Source organism: Rahnella bruchi (genome assembly GCF_003614975.1).
Taxonomy (GTDB): domain Bacteria; phylum Pseudomonadota; class Gammaproteobacteria; order Enterobacterales; family Enterobacteriaceae; genus Rahnella; species Rahnella bruchi.
Window position 1 is genome coordinate 1 of the sequence record NZ_QZWI01000028.1, and the last position, 18,876, is coordinate 18,876.

Here is an 18,876-nt window from a genome sequence, read left to right on the forward strand (position 1 = left end):
TATATTACGCTTTCCTCATTCAGTGTCAACCGTTTATTTCATTCGGTTGCCGCTGTTTTTAATCTTTCCGACCCGGTCACTTCGTGATGTTGTTCACGTTGTTCCCTGTCGATGGAGCGGCATTATAGGGAGTTCTCAGCAGGCCGCAAGGGCTAATTTTAAGAAAAAACACCGTTTGCTGCATTACACAGCAAACACACTGCTTATACCGTGTTTTGCACAGATTTATCCACAGACGCACAGGAATCTCAAATTTTGCGAGCGTCGCGCAATCGTTTTCGCTACAATTTCGCGCGTCAGTTTTCGCCGCCCTTTATGGGTAATAAATGAAATACCGGTCGCCGGAGGGAAGTTATCCGAGCTCAGCACCACGTTTTCTGCAAATTGCTCTCTATAATTTGCTCTATATAAAGAGAAAGAGAAGAAAACCGTCACTGAACTCCGATAACGCTCTTTACTGCGACTCCAAAGCCAAGGATACAACCACCATGCAACAATCTCGTCCAATCCGCCGCGCCCTGCTCAGTGTTTCTGATAAAGCCGGTATCGTAGAATTCGCCCAGGCTCTTTCTTCGCGTGGCGTTGAATTACTTTCCACTGGCGGAACCGCCAGCCTGTTGGCTAAAGCCGGCCTGCCAGTCACTGAAGTGTCTGACTACACCGGTTTTCCGGAAATGATGGATGGACGTGTCAAAACCCTGCACCCGAAAGTTCACGGTGGCATTCTGGGTCGTCGCGGGAAAGATGATGAAATTATGGCAAAGCATTCTATTGCGCCAATCGACATGGTGGTCGTTAACCTTTATCCGTTCGCGCAAACCGTCGCGCGCCCGGACTGTTCACTGGAAGATGCGGTAGAAAACATTGATATCGGCGGCCCGACCATGGTTCGCTCCGCGGCGAAGAACCATAAAGATGTGGCGATCGTAGTAAAGAGCAGTGACTACGCTTCTATTATTGAAGAGATGGATGCCAATAGCAGCTCGCTGACGCTGGCAACGCGTTTTAATCTGGCGATTAAGGCCTTCGAGCACACGGCCTCTTACGACGGCATGATTGCCAACTACTTCGGCACGATGGTTCCGGCATACCACGGCGATACTGAATCTGCTTCAGGACAGTTCCCGCGCACACTGAATCTTAGCTATATAAAGAAACAAGATATGCGTTATGGCGAGAACAGCCATCAGAACGCTGCCTTCTATATAGAAGAGAACGTCAGCGAAGCTTCGGTTGCCACTTCTACCCAGCTTCAGGGCAAGGCGCTTTCCTATAACAACATTGCAGATACCGATGCCGCGCTGGAATGTGTGAAGGAATTTGCAGAACCGGCCTGCGTGATCGTTAAACATGCGAACCCGTGCGGCGTAGCCATCGGTGACAACATTCTGGCCGCTTACGAGCGCGCCTATCAGACCGACCCGACTTCCGCTTTTGGCGGCATTATAGCCTTCAACCGTGAACTGGATGCCGAAACGGCAAAAGCCATCATCAGCCGTCAGTTCGTGGAAGTCATCATCGCACCTTCCGTGAGCGTCGAAGCACTGGCACTGACCGCTGCCAAACAAAACGTTCGCGTGCTGACGTGCGGACAGTGGGAAGCTCGCCAGAAAGCCCTGGACTTCAAACGAGTTAACGGCGGCCTGCTGGTTCAGGATCGCGATTTGGGCATGGTTGATGCAGCCGATCTGCGCGTTGTGTCTGAGCGCCAGCCAACTGAGCAGGAACTGACAGATGCGCTGTTCTGCTGGAAAGTGGCAAAATTCGTCAAATCCAACGCCATCGTTTATGCGCGTGACAAAATGACCATCGGTATCGGCGCTGGCCAGATGAGCCGTGTTTATTCCGCCAAAATTGCCGGTATCAAAGCGGCCGACGAAGGTCTGGAAGTCGCCGGTTCTGTCATGGCTTCTGACGCTTTCTTCCCGTTCCGCGACGGTATCGATGCCGCAGCAGCCGTTGGCATTACCTGTGTTATCCAGCCTGGCGGTTCTATCCGTGACGATGAAGTGATCGCCGCGGCTAACGAACATGGCATTGCGATGCTGTTCACCGACATGCGCCACTTCCGTCATTAATCTTCTTTTAGCGGGTGCGATGCGCCCGCTCATCCGGAGTCTTCGAATGAATATTTTAATTATTGGTAACGGCGGGCGTGAACATGCACTGGCATGGAAGGCATCGCAATCATCTCTGGCAGATAAAGTCTTTGTGGCACCGGGTAATGCCGGTACCGCACTTGAGCCGTTGCTGGAAAATGTTGATATCGCCGCAACGGATATCGCCGGTTTGCTGGCATTCGCCAAAAGTAATGATATCGGCCTGACCATTGTTGGCCCTGAAGCGCCGCTGGTAATTGGTGTGGTAGATGCTTTCCGTGCTGCCGGTCTGAAAATCTTTGGTCCGACGCAGGAAGCCGCGCAGCTGGAAGGTTCCAAAGCCTTCACTAAAGATTTCCTGGCTCGCCACAACATTCCAAGCGCTGATTATCAGAACTTCACCGAAATCGAACCTGCACTGGCCTATCTGCGCAGCAAAGGCGCGCCGATTGTGATCAAGGCTGACGGTCTGGCGGCAGGTAAAGGTGTGATCGTCGCGATGACCCTGAAGGAAGCGGAAGACGCCGTTCACGACATGCTCGCAGGCAATGCGTTTGGTGATGCAGGCCATCGCATTGTTATCGAAGAATTCCTCGATGGCGAAGAAGCCAGTTTCATCGTGATGGTTGATGGCACTAATGTGTTGCCGATGGCGACAAGTCAGGATCACAAACGTGTGGGTGATGGCGACAGCGGTCCTAACACCGGCGGGATGGGCGCGTATTCCCCGGCGCCAGTAGTGACCGATGAAATTCATCAGCGCGTGATGGATCAGGTTATCTGGCCGACCGTTCGTGGTATGGCGTCAGAAAACAATACTTACACCGGTTTCCTGTATGCAGGTCTGATGATCTCCGCAGACGGCCAGCCGAAAGTTATCGAGTTCAACTGCCGTTTCGGCGATCCGGAAACGCAGCCGATCATGTTACGTCTGCGTTCAGATCTTGTGGATCTTTGCCTCGCGGGTGCGGAAGGTCGTCTGGGTGAGAAAACATCCGAGTGGGATCCGCGCCCGGCACTGGGTGTCGTACTCGCTGCCGGTGGCTATCCTGCCGATTACAAAACCGGAGACGTTATCCACGGTCTGCCGCTGGAAGAAGTGCCGGATGGCAAAGTCTTCCAGGCCGGAACCCGCTTGCAGGATGAGCGTGTGGTGACGAATGGTGGCCGTGTATTGTGTGTGACGGCGTTGGGCAAAACCGTAGAAGCGGCTCAGGCACGCGCTTATGATTTAGCAAAAGATATTCACTGGGAAGGCAGCTTCTGCCGCAAAGACATCGGTTATCGCGCTATCGACCGCGAACGTAATCAGTAATTACGTCTTATCCCGCGATTAAAAATAGGCACGCTTCGGCGTGCCTATTCATTTATCAGAACGGGATCAAAGGTCTGACTCTTTCGGTTCCCACTTACAGAAATCTTCATTAGCGACCAGCAGCAGTTCGTTGCCTTGCGGTGCCGTCAGCCAGGCCAGGCCCAGATTATCGTTACTGCGACTGGCCCGTTTCGCCAGCCAGACCTGAGAACGCACGGTCAGTGTCGGCGTCACTGGTTCGCCCGCACAAGTCGTTATGATACCTTTGCGCCAGCGGGCCTGTACCAGACGGACGTTCCCAGCCTGTAGCGCATTGCTCAGGTCGAGGATTTTCGAGGCTTCATATTTGTAGCGTTCGATTTCGTCTGACGAGAGTTTTTCACGACGCTCAGGAAGCTGTCGCTGCATAAAACTGACATTACCGCCTTCGTCGAAACGCAGCATGACGCCCAAATCTGTTTTGGTCGCATGGGTTTCTTTTATCAGGTGCAATTGTCCCTGCTGGAATTCGTATCGGGTAATGATCGTATCGCCGCCGTAGTAGGGGCTATAGATGTTGAGAATGGTTTGAGGTTCGTGGCTGGCGGTATCTTCACGCCAGAGCCGGTTAATTCCCTGATCAGCAACATAGCCGCTGGCAAAGAATAACTCTGGACCTTTTTTTGAACTGCAACCCACCAGACCGAGCACCAGTAAACCTGCTACCAGTCTGGGGGTGATAAACTGAAGGGGCTTAAAGGCCCCTCCGCTTATTCTTTTCACTGCAAGCAATTACTTAACAGCGTCTTTCAGAGCTTTACCAGAAACGAACGCAGGCACGTTTGCAGCTGCGATTTTGATTTCTTTACCAGTCTGTGGGTTACGACCAGTACGCTCGTTACGATGATTTACCTTGAAAGTCCCGAAACCAACCAATTGTACAGCATCACCTTCTTTCAGAGACTCGGTAATAGCAGACAGAGTAGATTCAAGAGCAACTTTGGCCTGTGCTTTGGAAAGATCAGCTTTGTCCGCAATTACATCAATCAGTTGAGTCTTGTTCATAAGTTATCCTTTACAGTGTGTTTATCGTTTGCAAAGCATCGAGTGCGACGGATATGCCGATTGACAGCACCCTCCTGCATACACGCACCGATAGCCACTTTTTTTACGCACCCCAAATGTAGACCAGACAGGGTGCGGATGTGAAGCCTTAAGGCACGACAAATCAGGCGTTAAATCACGTTTTCTTGCCTTATTGCGCTAAATTTATGCCAATGTTACTGACAGCGGCTTCACGCAGGTCAGAACGTAACCCTTTTATTAATTCCAGGTCACGTTCTTCACAGTCAGCCAACAGGCGAAAAATCTCCCATTGGATGTCCCATTCTTCTTCCACGGCAGGAATGACTTTGAGCTCATCATCGGTCATTTCTTTACCGGCCTGAGTCATTTCCAGCATCGCGACAGTACGAATAGACGTCTCACTGACCGCAATCGCATGAGACAGCGTTTCACCGCTCAGACGCGAATGAATCAGTTCGCCTAATGCAATACACGCATCAATCGCCGGATAAACCCCGTAGAGATCGTAATCATCGGAAGAAGGCACCGCTTCCTCCAGTTTTTCGAGCTGTGAGTCAAAATTGACCTTGGCGTCTTTTACCACCAGCGTTTCCCAGATTAAGTCCAGGATACGGCGGTAAAGCTGTGCTTCGCCAAACCCGGTTTCCAGACAAAATGCCTGATAGTTCGGGTACATGCGTTCGCACAAGCTCGCCATAAACGTCACGTGTTGCCAGCTTTCCAGCTTTTCGAGACGTAAATGAATTGGATTACGTAACATGAGTTGATCTCGTTAACTTTTCTGCGCGGGAGTTTACCTGAAATAAATCAATATCCCTATTCCTTGATTCCTAAAGATCATCACTCAACCGTTGCCAGCGTTGAAACGCCGCCCGGTTTGACGCCACAGAATCCGCCCAACGGGTAGGTTCCGGCAGACGATATTGTCGCATGCACTGTTCTACCCAATAAAGCGACGATTCCATGCTGATCCGATTGCCCGGGGAGATGAACAATGGATTACAGCGTAGCTTGCTGCGCCACACCCAGCCAATCTGTTCATCACCCTCATAGAGTGATTGCTGGCTGTGAAGTTCATCGCCCAGCGGCAAAAACTGACCGCATAAACGGCTTTTCGCCACACCAATTGTTGGTACGTCAATCATCAGACCAAAATGACTGGCGACGCCGAGACGGCGCGGATGCGCGATCCCCTGTCCGTCGACCAGCACTAAGTCAGGGCGCGACGTGAGTTGCTGCCAGGCTTGTAACAGCGCAGGGAGTTCACGGAAGGAGAGAAAGCCGGGAATATAAGGCATCACGGTAGGAATGCGGGCTATCTGATATTCAACCAGTTCCAGTGTCGGGTAGCGCAGAACAGCGACTGCCGCGCGCGTGACTTCCCCGCCCTGCTCAAACCCGACATCCACACCGGCAATCAACGTAGGTGTGGTGAATTCAGGCGGATCCCGCAGTTCTATTTGATCTGCGAGGATCCGTTGTTCTTCACGTAGCGCGCGCGTGTCGATCATAACGCAGGATTACTCGTGATACTGGCGGGACAGGCTGTGCACCGCCTCGACAAAGGCACCCGCATTTTCTGGCGGAACGTCCTGATGGATACCGTGACCAAGGTTAAACACATGGCCATTACCTTTGCCGAAACCAGCCAAAATGGTTTCCACTTCCTGTTCAATACGCACTGGTGAGGCGTACAGCATGGAAGGATCCATGTTGCCCTGAATCGCAACTTTATCACCTACGCGACGGCGCGCTTCAGCAATATCAGTAGTCCAGTCCAGACCCAGCGCATCACAACCCGTCGCAGCCATTGCTTCCAGCCACTGACCGCCGCCTTTAGTGAACAATGTGACCGGCACACGGCGGCCTTCGTTTTCACGTATCAGGGCATCAACGATTTTATGCATGTAGTTCAGGGAGAACTCGCGGTAATCGCGAGGCGTCAGCACACCGCCCCAGGTGTCAAAAATCATCACCGACTGCGCGCCCGCTTTAATTTGGGCATTAAGATAAAGAATGACGCTGTCGGCCACTTTATCCAGCAAAAGGTGCAAAGTAGATGGATCGGCGTACATCATCTTTTTGATTTTGGTAAAGGCTTTGCTGCTGCCTCCTTCGACCATATACGTCGCCAGTGTCCACGGACTGCCGGAGAAACCGATAAGCGGCACTTCACCTTTCAGGTTTTTACGGATGGTACGCACGGCGTTCATAACGTAACCCAGTTCCATTTCAGGATCGGGCACCGGCAGCTTTTCGACATCCGCACGATTGGTCAGTGGAGAAGAAAAACGCGGGCCTTCACCGGCTTCGAAATACAGCCCCAGCCCCATCGCATCAGGAATGGTCAGGATGTCGGAGAACAGGATCGCAGCATCCAGTGCATAGCGGCGAAGCGGCTGTAAAGTCACTTCACAGGCCAGCTCGGCATTTTTGCACAGCGACATAAAATCGCCGGCTTCAGCGCGGGTTTCTTTATACTCCGGCAAATAACGACCTGCCTGACGCATCATCCACACCGGTGTAATGTCCACTGGCTGACGTAACAAAGCACGCAGGTAACGGTCGTTTTTCAACTCATTCATTCTTGCTCTTTCCTTCAATATTCGGGCCGCCCGACAATCATCTGACAGCATTCTATCATGCAAAACCGACGCTAGACGCCGTCGTCTTCGCTTTCTGCGCGGCACTGCGCAACTGTGTCTTCAATCAGACGGCGGGCAATAGTGCCGGGCGGAGGCAGCTGTGGCAGCTGGTCAAACCGGTACCAGTGGGCGCTAAGCAACTCTTTCGGGTCAGCGATAATGTCGCCGCTGTCGTAATCGGCCATAAACGCCATCATCAGAGAATTGGGAAATGGCCACGGCTGGGAACTGACGTAACGGACATTCTTCACGCGGATATTACTTTCTTCCATGACTTCGCGGGCCACCGTTTCTTCCAGCGTTTCCCCGACTTCCACGAAACCAGCCAAAACCGTATGAATGCCATTACGATGACGGACGTGTTGCGCCAGCAGGATCTCATCATCTTTGCGGATTGCCACAATGATGCAGGGTGCAATCTGCGGATAATAACGTTCACGACAATGCCCGCACAGTGCGGCCCACTCGGTCTTGCTGACATGCATTTCATGCCCGCAGTATCCGCAGAACTTATGCGAACGGTAAAACTCTGACAGCTGCACGCCACGCCCGACCAGCTGGAATAATCCGCGATCCTGATCCAGCAGCTGCCGGGCGGAAACCATATGGTTTGGCATCGTCTGACGCACAAGCCACACTGGCTCACCCTGCCATTCGCCAATCTGGCGGGCCGTTTTACCGGTCAGAGAAAATTGTGCGGCGCTGCCAAACGGCAGTTCGCCCTCAGGCAGCCACAGCTTGCCTTCCTGGCTGATGACCCACCAGCCGTTGTGTTGCTCAGTAATCTGTAATTCCATAATTGTTGTTGCATAACCTCGTCGGGACTGACAATCTGAGTAAGATATTCACATATTAGTAACTTCTGGTTACTTTTTTATCGCTCACGGAGTCAACCATGCTAAATCGTCTGGAAAGACTGACCCAACGCGTTGGTGGCAGTAATGAGTTAGTGGATCAATGGCTGCACGCGCGCAAAGAGCTGCTGGTTTCCTACTGCACTTTGGTCGGCCTGAAACCCAATAAAGAAAAACATACTCCTCTCAATGAAAAAGCGCTGGATAACTTTTGCCATAACCTGGTGGACTATCTTTCCGCCGGTCATTTCCATTTGTATCAGCGCGTCATTGATGAAGTCGAAGGCGCAAACAGCCCGATAAAATTACAGGCTGCAAAAATATACCCAGCCCTTGAACTGAATACTGAAGCTATCATGGCTTTCCATGATAGTTACACTGAAAATGATATTGATGATGACAATGCTTTCGCATTTCATTATGCATTATCCGATGTTGGTGAAGCGTTGGATGCGCGTTTTCAATTGGAAGATCAATTGATTATTCTGGCGTTTGACCGCAGCCATCACGAAGATAAACCGCCTGCGAATGAAGAACATCTCGCCAGACCGGCTTAAAGATTTGTCACACTAAAACCCTTCGCCGGTTTATGGTTTTAGTTGTAGTTTTAGTTGTAGTTTCAAAAAACGCCTCCTATATTGAGGCTTCTTGTCGGAGTGCCTAGCGCATAATTTTCTGTTGAGAATTACGCCAGGCTGAGACCGTTAATTCGGGATCCGCGGAACCTGATCGGGTTAGTACCCGCGAAGGGAACAAGAGTAATGTTATGCGTTCAGCGCAATCTGGCATCTGCCTGTATCAGGTCGCCTGTGCTGCACCGCCCATTTTTACTCCTGCCGTAAACCTCCAGACAAGCAATTTTCCATCACGTTTTTTTGCGAGGAATTTGCTATGTCGAGTACCCAAAAACCCGTAACTTCTGAAAAGAAACCCTCTAATCGCCGTGAACAACGTGCGCAGGCGCAGTCGTTTATCGACAGTTTGCAGGGCGAAGCCTTTCCCAACTCCCGGCGTATATATCTTGAAGCTGACCGGGAAGATATCCGCGTGCCGATGCGTGAAATCCAGCTCAGCCCGACACTGGTCGGCGGCGGCAAAGACAATCCGCAGTTCGAAGAGAACGAAGCGATCCCGGTCTATGACACAGCCGGACCTTACGGCGATCCGTCGGCAGTAATCGACGTTCATACCGGTCTGGAGAAATTACGCGCCCGCTGGATCAACGAACGGGCAGACACGGAAGAACTTGTGCAGGTCAGTTCCGGCTTTACTCAACAGCGGATGGCAGACGAAGGGCTGGATCATCTCCGCTTCGAGCACCTGCCGTCCCCGCGTAAAGCCATGTCTGGCAAAAATGTCACGCAACTGCATTACGCCCGCAAAGGCATGATTACGCCGGAAATGGAATTCATCGCCATACGTGAAAACATGGGGCGCGAGCGGATCCGTGGTGAGGTATTACGCCAGCAACATCCCGGTGAAAGCTTTGGCGCACATCTGCCCGCCAATATCACGGCTGAGTTTGTCCGTCAGGAAGTCGCCGCCGGTCGCGCGATTATTCCTGCTAACATCAACCATCCTGAGTCAGAACCGATGATCATCGGCCGCAATTTCCTGGTGAAAGTGAACGCCAATATCGGTAACTCGGCGGTGACATCTTCCATCGAAGAAGAAGTCGAGAAACTGGTATGGTCGACGCGCTGGGGTGCGGACACCGTGATGGATCTTTCCACCGGTCGCTATATCCACGAAACCCGCGAATGGATCCTGCGTAACAGCCCGGTGCCGATCGGCACGGTGCCAATTTATCAGGCTCTGGAAAAAGTGAATGGCGTGGCCGAGGATCTGAACTGGGAAATGTTCCGCGACACGTTGCTGGAACAGGCCGAGCAAGGCGTCGATTACTTCACCATTCACGCTGGCGTTCTGCTGCGTTACGTGCCGATGACTGCCAAACGCCTGACCGGAATTGTGTCACGCGGTGGTTCAATTATGGCGAAATGGTGTCTGTCACATCATCGTGAAAGTTTCCTGTTTGAGCATTTCCGCGAAATCTGTGAAATCTGCGCCGCCTACGATGTTTCGCTTTCACTGGGTGACGGCCTGCGTCCGGGTTCGATTCAGGACGCCAACGACGAAGCACAATTCGCCGAATTACGTACGCTGGGCGAACTGACCAAAATCGCCTGGGAATACGATGTTCAGGTGATGATCGAAGGGCCGGGGCATGTGCCAATGCAGATGATCCGCCGCAACATGACTGAAGAACTTGAACATTGCCACGAAGCGCCGTTTTATACCCTAGGCCCGCTGACCACGGATATCGCACCGGGTTACGATCATTTCACCTCCGGTATCGGTGCCGCGATGATTGGCTGGTTCGGCTGCGCCATGCTGTGTTACGTCACACCGAAAGAGCATCTCGGCCTGCCGAATAAAGAAGACGTTAAGCAGGGACTGATCACCTACAAAATCGCAGCGCACGCCGCCGATTTGGCGAAGGGTCATCCCGGTGCGCAAATCCGCGACAATGCCATGTCAAAAGCGCGTTTCGAATTCCGCTGGGAAGACCAGTTCAATCTGGCTCTGGATCCCGCCACGGCCCGCGCCTATCACGATGAAACTTTGCCGCAGGAATCCGGGAAAGTCGCGCACTTCTGCTCGATGTGCGGCCCGAAATTCTGCTCAATGAAAATTACTCAGGAAGTTCGCGATTACGCCGCCGCGCTGGAAGCCAAAGCCCAGCCAATCGAACTTGTTGAATCCGGCATGGCACAGATGTCTGCCGAATTCCGTTCACGCGGCAGCGAGCTTTATCACCCTGCCGACAATCTCAGTACGGAGAACAGCAAATGAATCAGTCAGTTCAGCCCTTTCCTGCCGTTCCTTTTCACCTCGGTTTATATCCGGTCGTTGATACCGTGGAATGGATCGCCCGCCTGCTCGACGCAGGCGTTAAAACGCTGCAACTGCGTGTGAAAGATTTGCCTGATGAGGACGTCGAACCGGCGATTACCGCGGCCATCGCGCTGGGGAAAAAATATCAGGCACGGTTATTCATCAACGATTACTGGCGTCTGGCGGTAAAGCATCAGGCATATGGCGTACATCTGGGTCAGGAAGATCTGGATACTGCCGATCTTGAGGCAATCCGTCAGGCAGGTTTACGCCTGGGCGTTTCCACGCATGACGATACTGAAATGGCGCGCGCTGTCGCCGTAAATCCTTCGTACATTGCCCTCGGCCATATCTTCCCGACGCAGACGAAAGATATGCCCTCAGCTCCGCAGGGACTGGAAGAACTGACCCGACATATCAGGCAACTCGACGGCAGCTTCCCGACAGTAGCTATCGGCGGGATCAGCATTGACCGCGCGCCGTCGGTTCTCGATTGCGGCGTCGGGAGCATTGCCGTCGTCAGCGCTATTACGCAGGCAACGGACTGGCGTGCGGCGACGGCAGAACTGCTGGCATTATGCGCCAGCAAGGTGCCGGAAGATGCTTAACGATGCGGCTTTTATGCGCTACAGCCGCCAGCTGATGCTGGAAGAATTCGGACCGCAGGCGCAGGAAAAGTTACAGGCGGCGAAAGTGTTGATCATCGGGCTCGGCGGTCTGGGCTCTCCGGCTGCGTTATATCTTGCGGCGGCGGGCGTCGGCACGCTGATTCTGGCTGATGATGATCAGCTGCACATCACTAATCTTCAGCGGCAAATTCTCTACCGCACTGCAGACCTTGATCAGCCGAAGGCCGTTCTGGCAAGGCGTGAACTGCTGCGCCTGAATCCTCTTTGTGAAGCAGTGGCAATCACGGATCGTCTGTCGGGCGAGGCGCTGACCTGTGCAGTAACAAAGGCCGATGTCGTTTTAGATTGCAGCGACAATATGGAAACCCGGCACGCAGTCAACAAAGCCTGCGTGAATGCCGGAAAAACCCTGATCAGCGGCAGCGCCGTCGGGTTCAGCGGGCAGCTTCTGGTCATTGAAGCCCCGTATGCTCACGGCTGTTATGCCTGTTTGTATCCCTCTCAGGTAACCGTGCAACGTAACTGCCGTACATCCGGGGTACTCGGTCCTGTTGTCGGCACCATCGGCACATTACAGGCACTGGAAGCGCTGAAGATTCTGGCAGGCTTACCTTCTGTTCTGAACGGCAAATTAAGGCTGTTCGACGGTAAGACGCAGAACTGGCGATCGCTGCAACTCACGCGGTCCTCAGCTTGTGCCATCTGCGGAGGCCATGCGTGAACATTCTGGTCAATGAAGAATCACACCCGTTCAGTCAACCGCTGACATTACTGGCCCTGCTCAACGAACTGGCGTTAAATCCTGCGGGCAGCGCACTGGCGGTAAATCAGGTCATCATCCCCCGTGATAACTGGCCTGCTCATTTACTGGAAGACGGTGATGAGATTTTGCTCTTTCAGGCGATAGCCGGAGGCTGACATGTTAAAAATTGCTGATACCACATTCACATCGCACCTTTTTACCGGAACCGGGAAGTTCGCCAGTCCGGCGCTGATGCAACAGGCGCTGGCAGCCTCCGGCTCTCAGCTGGTGACGATGGCGATGAAACGTGTCGATCTGCGCCGTGGCGGAGACGATATCTTGTCTCCGCTGCAACAGCTCGGCGTCCGTTTGCTACCCAATACTTCCGGAGCAAAAACGGCTGAGGAAGCGGTATTTGCCGCACAACTGGCAAGGGAAGCACTGGGAACAAACTGGGTGAAACTCGAAATTCATCCGGATGTGAAATATCTGCTGCCCGATGCTGTTGAAACGCTGAAAGCGGCAGAAATGCTAGTGAAACAGGGCTTTGTTGTACTGCCGTATTGCAGCGCGGATCCGGTTTTATGCAAGCGTCTGGAAGAAGCCGGTTGCGCCGCAGTTATGCCGCTGGGTGCACCAATCGGTTCCAATCAGGGTCTGCAAACTCGCGAGTTTTTGCAGATCATCATCGAACAGGCGCGAATCCCGGTCATTGTTGATGCCGGTATTGGCGCGCCGAGCCAGGCCGCAGAAGCGCTCGAAATGGGTGCCGATGCGGTGCTGGTCAATACCGCAATAGCCGTCGCCGGCGATCCGGTGGAGATGGCAACCGCATTCCGGCTGGCCGTGCAAGCCGGGGTGATTGCCCGCCAGAGTGGTTTGGGTGGAAGACAACGACACGCCAGTGCATCCAGCCCGCTGACCGGTTTTCTTAATACCTCACAGGCATCGTTATGAGTAGCTTTACGGATGTCTGGTCAACGCTGAGCTGGGATGACATTTCCCTGCGTATCAACAGCAAAACATCCCGGGATGTCGAACGGGCGCTCAGCCGGAATAAAATCGACCGTGAAGATTTTATGGCATTGATTTCTCCGGCCGCCCTGCCTTATCTCGAACCCATGGCTCAGCGGGCGCAGCAGCTCACTCGCCAACGATTCGGCAATACGGTGAATTTCTTCGCACCACTGTATTTATCTAATCTTTGCGCCAACGAATGTACTTATTGCGGCTTTTCAATGAGCAATAAAATCAAACGTAAAACGCTGGATGAGGATGAAATCGGACGGGAATGCACCGCGCTGAATGCCCTGGGATTTAAACATCTGTTGCTGGTCACCGGCGAGCATAAAGGAAAGGTCGGCATGGACTATTTCCGCCGTCATTTCCCCGCGATCAGAAGTCATTTTGATTCACTGATGATCGAAGTTCAGCCGCTTGAGCAGGAGGAATATGCCGAGCTGAAAACCCTGGGATTGGACGGAGTGCTGGTTTATCAGGAAACCTATCACACCCCAACTTATGCACTGCATCATCTGCGGGGGCAAAAGCAGGATTTCTACTGGCGGCTGGAAACACCCGACCGGCTCGGGCGCGCCGGAATCGATAAAATTGGCCTTGGTGCGCTGTTCGGACTTTCCGGCAGCTGGCGGACGGACAGCTATATGGTGGCGGAGCATTTGTTGTACCTGCAACAAACTTACTGGCAAAGCCGCTATTCGGTGGCGTTTCCGAGATTACGCCCGTGTACCGGAGGGATTGAACCGGCTTCCCTGCTGGAAGAAAATCAGCTGGTACAGTTGATTTGCGCCTTCAGAATACTGGCACCGGATGTCGAACTTTCTCTGTCGACGCGCGAATCGCCTCATTTCCGGGATCACGTCATTCCTCTGGCGATCAATACCGTCAGTGCCGGATCGAAGACACAACCCGGTGGTTATGCTGACGATCATCCTGAGCTTGAACAATTTGCACCACACGATAACCGTTCTGCGCAACGTGTCGCAGAAGCGTTAACGCAAGCCGGGCTGCAACCGGTCTGGAAAGACTGGGACAGTTTTTTGGGGCGCGTCTCGCAGGAAAATGTCACCGGATGGCAAACCAGAAATTACTCAGGAATGCAGATTCCATAAAGTGATTTTGCTCCTCGCGCCAGCAGGCCGCGGGCATTACTGTGCTTTTGCCGCTGCACATCCGCAGATGGCCGGCGCCACTCATCCCGGCGCTGCTTCCAACCAGCCGGAACAGGTTATCGTCCAGTTCCCTGTTTCGGCTCCTCATTCTTTCCCTTCTCAATTGCCAAATTCAGGCAAAAAAAAACCGCCCCCGAAGGAGCGGTTTTATGCGTTTCGACAGAAGACGATTAATCGTCGCTGTTACCGAAACCTGCGTTCAGCAGTTCAGCCAGGTTAGCCGTTGCTTCATCCGCGCTGACTTGCGGTACAACTGGCACTTCGCCCTGTGCTTTACGGCGTGCACGATCCTGGTGATAAGCGTAACCGGTACCGGCTGGGATCAGACGGCCAACGATAACGTTCTCTTTCAGGCCACGCAGCTCATCACGTTTACCGGCAACAGCCGCTTCAGTAAGAACACGCGTGGTTTCCTGGAACGACGCAGCAGAGATGAAGGATTCGGTCGCCAGTGATGCCTTGGTGATACCGAGCAGGTCACGGCTGAATGTTGCCGTGATTTTGCCTTCAGCTTCCAGCTTACGGTTAGCGATTTTAACGCGAGACATTTCTGCCTGCTCGCCTTCCAGGAAGTCTGTGCCACCAGCGCTAACGATGGTGCCTTTACGCAACATCTGACGAACGATAACTTCGATGTGTTTATCGTTAATCTTAACGCCTTGCAGACGGTAAACTTCCTGCACTTCGTTGGTGATGTAGCGGGTAACCGCGTGAACACCACGTAAACGCAAGATGTCGTGCGGAGACTCAGGGCCGTCGGATACGACGTCACCACGTTCCACAACTTCGCCTTCGAACACGTTCAGCTGACGCCATTTAGGGATCATTTCTTCGTAAGCATCGCTGCCATCTAACGGAGAAATTACCAGACGACGTTTGCCTTTAGTTTCTTTACCGAAGGAGATGATCCCGCTGATTTCAGCAAGGATTGCAGGCTCTTTCGGACGACGTGCTTCGAACAGGTCAGCAACGCGTGGCAGACCACCGGTGATGTCCTTGGTACCGCCGGATTCCTGAGGAATACGCGCCAGGGTGTCACCAGAGTGGATCTGAGTACCATCTTCCAGCTGAACAATCGCTTTACCTGGCAGGAAGTATTGAGCAGGCATATCAGTACCTGGAATCAATACGTCGTCGCCTTTAGCGTCAACGATTTTCAGTGCCGGACGCAGATCTTTACCGCTACCGGTACGCTCTGCAGAGTCCAGAACTACCAGAGAAGACAAACCGGTCAGGTCGTCGGTCTGGCGTGTGATGGTCTGAGTATCCACCATATCGGCAAAGCGAATGAAACCACTCACTTCACTGATAACTGGCATTGTGTGCGGATCCCAGTTAGCAACGGTTTCGCCGCCGTTAACTGATGCGCCATCGCCTTTGCCCATCACGGAACCGTAAGGCACTTTATAGCTTTCTTTGGTACGACCGAATTCGTCGATCAGTTTCAGCTCAGTGTTACGGGAAGTGATGACCAGTTTGCCGTTAGAGTTGCTAACGTGCTTGTGGTTGCTCAGCTTAATGGTACCCGTGTTCTTAACCTGGATGCTGGATTCCGCTGCCGCACGAGATGCCGCACCACCGATGTGGAACGTACGCATCGTCAGCTGGGTACCCGGCTCACCGATTGACTGTGCTGCGATAACACCGATCGCTTCACCTTTGTTGATGATGTGACCACGTGCCAGGTCGCGACCGTAGCAGTTTGCACACACACCAAAGTCAGTTTCGCAACTTACGACTGAACGTACTTTCACGCTGTCGACAGAGTTTTCTTCTAACAGATCACACGTCTTCTCGTGAAGCAGGGTGTTACGTGGAACCAGGATATCAGCCGTACCCGGCTTGATGATATCTTCGGCAGTCACACGACCCAATACACGTTCGCGCAGTGGTTCTTTAACGTCGCCACCTTCGATGACCGGAGTCATCATGATGCCTTCGTGAGTACCACAGTCGTCTTCGGTCACTACCAGATCCTGCGCGACGTCAACCAGACGACGGGTCAGATAACCGGAGTTCGCAGTTTTCAGTGCGGTATCCGCCAAGCCTTTACGAGCACCGTGAGTAGAGATGAAGTACTGGAGTACGTTCAGACCTTCACGGAAGTTCGCGGTGATTGGCGTTTCAATGATGGAACCATCCGGCTTAGCCATCAGGCCACGCATACCGGCCAGCTGACGAATCTGTGCAGCAGAACCACGCGCACCGGAGTCGGCCATCATAAAGATACTGTTGAAGGAAACCTGCTGTTCAACAACACCGTCACGGTTGACGACGTCTTCAACAGACAAGTTTTCCATCATTGCCTTAGCAACACGTTCGTTGGCCGCAGCCCAGATGTCGATCACTTTGTTATAGCGTTCGCCAGCAGTTACCAGACCAGACTGGAACTGTTCCTGGATTTCAGCAACTTCGGTTTCTGCTTCTTCAATGATCTCTGCTTTCTTCGCAGGGATTACCATGTCATCGATACCTACTGACGCGCCTGAACGGGCAGCGTAAGCAAAACCGGTGTACATGATCTGGTCAGCAAAAATAACGGTCGGCTTCAGGCCCAAAATGCGGTAACAAGTGTTCAGCATTTTGGAGATAGCTTTTTTGCCCAGAGGCTGGTTGACGATAGAGAACGGCAGACCTTTAGGTACGATCATCCAAAGGATGGCGCGACCGACAGTCGTGTCGATAATCGACGTCTTGTGCGTAACTTCGCCTTCGGTGTTTTTGATCTCTTCAGTAATACGCACTTTGACGCGCGCATGCAGAGAGGCCAAACCGGCGCGGTAAATACGCTCAGCTTCTTTAGGACCGGTCAGAACCATGCCTTCGCCTTTGGCGTTAACACAGTCACGGGTCATATAATACAGACCCAATACAACGTCCTGAGAAGGAACGATGATTGGCTCGCCGTTCGCAGGTGACAGGATGTTGTTAGTAGACATCATCAACGCACGCGCTTCCAGCTGAGCTTCCAGCGTCAACGGTACGTGAACAGCCATCTGGTCACCATCGAAGTCGGCGTTATATGCCGCACAAACCAGCGGGTGCAGCTGAATTGCTTTACCTTCGATCAGAACCGGTTCAAACGCCTGAATACCCAAACGGTGCAGGGTTGGTGCACGGTTCAGCAGTACCGGGTGTTCGCGGATAACTTCGTCCAGGATATCCCAAACGACAGCTTCTTCGCGCTCAACCATTTTCTTCGCGGCTTTGATGGTGGTGGCCAGGCCACGCAGTTCCAGCTTGCCGTAAATGAACGGTTTGAACAGTTCCAGTGCCATTTTCTTCGGCAAACCACACTGGTGCAGACGCAGGTATGGACCTACGGTGATAACGGAACGACCAGAGTAGTCGACACGTTTACCCAGCAAGTTCTGACGGAAACGACCCTGTTTACCTTTGATCATGTCTGCCAGAGATTTCAGCGGACGCTTGTTAGAGCCGGTGATAGCACGACCGCGACGGCCGTTATCCAGCAAAGCATCTACCGCTTCTTGCAGCATACGTTTTTCGTTACGTACGATGATGTCTGGCGCAGCCAGATCAAGCAGGCGTTTCAGACGGTTGTTACGGTTGATAACGCGACGATACAGATCATTCAGATCTGACGTTGCGAAACGGCCGCCGTCCAACGGAACCAATGGACGCAAGTCTGGTGGCAGTACCGGCAGCACGGTCAGGATCATCCACTCTGGTTTGTTACCAGACTGAACGAACGCTTCCAGCAGCTTGATACGCTTGGTCAGCTTCTTACGTTTGGTTTCGGAGTTGGTTTCGTTCAACTCTTCACGCAGCTGCTCGCACTCTGCTTCCAGGTCCATGTTTTTCAACAGAGCCTGAATTGCTTCCGCACCCATCTTCGCGTCGAACTCATCACCAAACTCTTCCAACGCATCCAGATACTGCTCTTCAGTCAGGATCTGGCGTTTTTCGAGGTTAGTCATGCCGCCTTCGATAACCACATAGGATTCGAAGTACAGAACACGTTCGATGTCACGCAGTGGCATATCCAGCAGCAAACCGATGCGCGATGGCAGCGATTTCAGGAACCAGATGTGTGCAGTCGGGGAAGCCAGTTCGATGTGGCCCATACGCTCACGGCGTACTTTAGTCTGGGTCACTTCAACGCCGCACTTCTCGCAGATCACGCCGCGATGTTTTAAACGCTTGTACTTACCGCACAGGCATTCGTAGTCTTTTACTGGTCCGAAGATACGGGCACAGAAAAGGCCGTCACGTTCTGGTTTGAACGTACGGTAGTTAATGGTTTCTGGCTTCTTAACTTCACCAAAAGACCAAGAACGGATCATGTCTGGCGATGCCAGAGCAATTTTGATCGCATCAAACTCTTCGGTCTTAGTTTGCGCTTTCAGAAACTTTAGTAAGTCTTTCACGGATTGGCTCCCGTCGGGTTAGACCTGTTAGGCACCTGATCTGTAT

General features: G+C 52.8%; 16 protein-coding genes and 1 riboswitch. Of the genes, 9 read left to right on the forward strand and 7 right to left on the reverse strand.

Annotated elements, in window-relative coordinates:
* The first annotated feature begins 488 nt into the window (after positions 1-488).
* Together purH and purD are read left to right on the forward strand one after the other, a co-directional pair.
* On the forward strand, positions 489-2,078 hold the full coding sequence (gene purH, locus D5398_RS24435; protein WP_120509937.1) for a bifunctional phosphoribosylaminoimidazolecarboxamide formyltransferase/IMP cyclohydrolase: 1,590 nt from the start codon (positions 489-491) through the stop codon (positions 2,076-2,078).
* A gap of 46 nt (positions 2,079-2,124) precedes the next feature.
* Positions 2,125-3,414, forward strand: coding sequence for a phosphoribosylamine--glycine ligase (gene purD / locus D5398_RS24440; RefSeq protein WP_120509938.1), 1,290 nt, complete (start codon positions 2,125-2,127; stop codon positions 3,412-3,414).
* Positions 3,415-3,480: 66 nt separating this feature from the next.
* Here the strand turns inward: purD and D5398_RS24445 are convergent, their stop codons facing one another.
* The 6 genes from D5398_RS24445 to nudC form a co-directional block, all read right to left on the reverse strand.
* Positions 3,481-4,167 (reverse strand): DUF1481 domain-containing protein, encoded by a 687-nt coding sequence (locus D5398_RS24445; RefSeq protein WP_244216842.1) that lies wholly within the window; start codon positions 4,165-4,167, stop codon positions 3,481-3,483.
* An 18-nt stretch (positions 4,168-4,185) separates the two neighbouring features.
* Complete coding sequence (gene hupA, locus D5398_RS24450; RefSeq protein WP_013577396.1) at positions 4,186-4,458, reverse strand: nucleoid-associated protein HU-alpha; 273 nt, start codon at positions 4,456-4,458, stop codon at positions 4,186-4,188.
* Positions 4,459-4,648: 190 nt separating this feature from the next.
* Positions 4,649-5,239 (reverse strand): YjaG family protein, encoded by a 591-nt coding sequence (locus D5398_RS24455; protein ID WP_120509939.1) that lies wholly within the window; start codon positions 5,237-5,239, stop codon positions 4,649-4,651.
* 70 nt (positions 5,240-5,309) lie between these two features.
* Entirely contained in the window at positions 5,310-5,990 is a 681-nt protein-coding gene (gene nfi, locus D5398_RS24460) for a deoxyribonuclease V (protein WP_120509940.1), read from the reverse strand.
* Between the two features lie 9 nt (positions 5,991-5,999).
* Positions 6,000-7,064, reverse strand: a complete 1,065-nt coding sequence (gene hemE / locus D5398_RS24465) for a uroporphyrinogen decarboxylase (protein ID WP_120509941.1) — start codon at positions 7,062-7,064, stop codon at positions 6,000-6,002.
* Between the two features lie 71 nt (positions 7,065-7,135).
* On the reverse strand, positions 7,136-7,921 hold the full coding sequence (nudC, locus tag D5398_RS24470) for an NAD(+) diphosphatase (protein ID WP_120509942.1): 786 nt from the start codon (positions 7,919-7,921) through the stop codon (positions 7,136-7,138).
* Between the two features lie 98 nt (positions 7,922-8,019).
* Here nudC and rsd point away from each other — a divergent pair, with 98 nt between their 5' ends.
* The 7 genes from rsd to thiH all read left to right on the forward strand — a co-directional run bounded on the left by rsd (position 8,020) and on the right by thiH (position 14,379).
* Complete coding sequence (gene rsd, locus D5398_RS24475) at positions 8,020-8,535, forward strand: sigma D regulator (RefSeq protein WP_120509943.1); 516 nt, start codon at positions 8,020-8,022, stop codon at positions 8,533-8,535.
* A gap of 85 nt (positions 8,536-8,620) precedes the next feature.
* Positions 8,621-8,747, forward strand: a riboswitch (TPP riboswitch).
* Positions 8,748-8,869: 122 nt separating this feature from the next.
* Positions 8,870-10,834: a phosphomethylpyrimidine synthase ThiC gene (gene thiC, locus D5398_RS24480; RefSeq protein ID WP_120509944.1), complete on the forward strand. Its 1,965-nt coding sequence runs from the start codon at positions 8,870-8,872 to the stop codon at positions 10,832-10,834.
* Complete coding sequence (gene thiE, locus D5398_RS24485; RefSeq protein WP_120509945.1) at positions 10,831-11,484, forward strand: thiamine phosphate synthase; 654 nt, start codon at positions 10,831-10,833, stop codon at positions 11,482-11,484. The genes thiC and thiE overlap by 4 nt, the downstream gene beginning before the upstream one ends.
* Positions 11,477-12,226 (forward strand): HesA/MoeB/ThiF family protein, encoded by a 750-nt coding sequence (locus D5398_RS24490; protein ID WP_120509946.1) that lies wholly within the window; start codon positions 11,477-11,479, stop codon positions 12,224-12,226. Before thiE ends, D5398_RS24490 begins: the two co-directional genes overlap by 8 nt.
* Entirely contained in the window at positions 12,223-12,423 is a 201-nt protein-coding gene (gene thiS, locus D5398_RS24495; protein ID WP_120509947.1) for a sulfur carrier protein ThiS, read from the forward strand. Before D5398_RS24490 ends, thiS begins: the two co-directional genes overlap by 4 nt.
* Before the next feature lies 1 nt (position 12,424).
* Positions 12,425-13,204 carry a thiazole synthase gene (locus D5398_RS24500; protein ID WP_120509948.1) on the forward strand — a complete coding sequence of 260 codons (780 nt, stop codon included), beginning with the start codon at positions 12,425-12,427 and terminating at the stop codon, positions 13,202-13,204.
* Positions 13,201-14,379 (forward strand): 2-iminoacetate synthase ThiH, encoded by a 1,179-nt coding sequence (thiH, locus tag D5398_RS24505; RefSeq protein WP_120509949.1) that lies wholly within the window; start codon positions 13,201-13,203, stop codon positions 14,377-14,379. The genes D5398_RS24500 and thiH overlap by 4 nt, the downstream gene beginning before the upstream one ends.
* Positions 14,380-14,609: 230 nt before the next feature.
* Here thiH and rpoC read toward each other — a convergent pair whose 3' ends face one another.
* Positions 14,610-18,830, reverse strand: a complete 4,221-nt coding sequence (rpoC, locus tag D5398_RS24510; RefSeq protein WP_120135116.1) for a DNA-directed RNA polymerase subunit beta' — start codon at positions 18,828-18,830, stop codon at positions 14,610-14,612.
* Positions 18,831-18,876 lie beyond the last annotated feature (46 nt).

Excerpts from the sequence above, each read along its gene's own strand:
- rsd (WP_120509943.1), top strand. The coding sequence starts at position 8,020 with ATGCTAAATCGTCTGGAAAGACTGACCCAACGCGTTGGTGGCAGTAAT.
- thiH (WP_120509949.1), top strand. The coding sequence starts at position 13,201 with ATGAGTAGCTTTACGGATGTCTGGTCAACGCTGAGCTGGGATGACATT.
- nudC (WP_120509942.1), bottom strand. The coding sequence starts at position 7,921 with ATGGAATTACAGATTACTGAGCAACACAACGGCTGGTGGGTCATCAGC.
- D5398_RS24490 (WP_120509946.1), top strand. The coding sequence starts at position 11,477 with ATGCTTAACGATGCGGCTTTTATGCGCTACAGCCGCCAGCTGATGCTG.
- thiE (WP_120509945.1), top strand. The coding sequence starts at position 10,831 with ATGAATCAGTCAGTTCAGCCCTTTCCTGCCGTTCCTTTTCACCTCGGT.
- nfi (WP_120509940.1), bottom strand. The coding sequence starts at position 5,990 with ATGATCGACACGCGCGCGCTACGTGAAGAACAACGGATCCTCGCAGAT.
- hupA (WP_013577396.1), bottom strand. The coding sequence starts at position 4,458 with ATGAACAAGACTCAACTGATTGATGTAATTGCGGACAAAGCTGATCTT.
- purH (WP_120509937.1), top strand. The coding sequence starts at position 489 with ATGCAACAATCTCGTCCAATCCGCCGCGCCCTGCTCAGTGTTTCTGAT.
- D5398_RS24455 (WP_120509939.1), bottom strand. The coding sequence starts at position 5,239 with ATGTTACGTAATCCAATTCATTTACGTCTCGAAAAGCTGGAAAGCTGG.
- D5398_RS24500 (WP_120509948.1), top strand. The coding sequence starts at position 12,425 with ATGTTAAAAATTGCTGATACCACATTCACATCGCACCTTTTTACCGGA.
- thiC (WP_120509944.1), top strand. The coding sequence starts at position 8,870 with ATGTCGAGTACCCAAAAACCCGTAACTTCTGAAAAGAAACCCTCTAAT.
- hemE (WP_120509941.1), bottom strand. The coding sequence starts at position 7,064 with ATGAATGAGTTGAAAAACGACCGTTACCTGCGTGCTTTGTTACGTCAG.
- purD (WP_120509938.1), top strand. The coding sequence starts at position 2,125 with ATGAATATTTTAATTATTGGTAACGGCGGGCGTGAACATGCACTGGCA.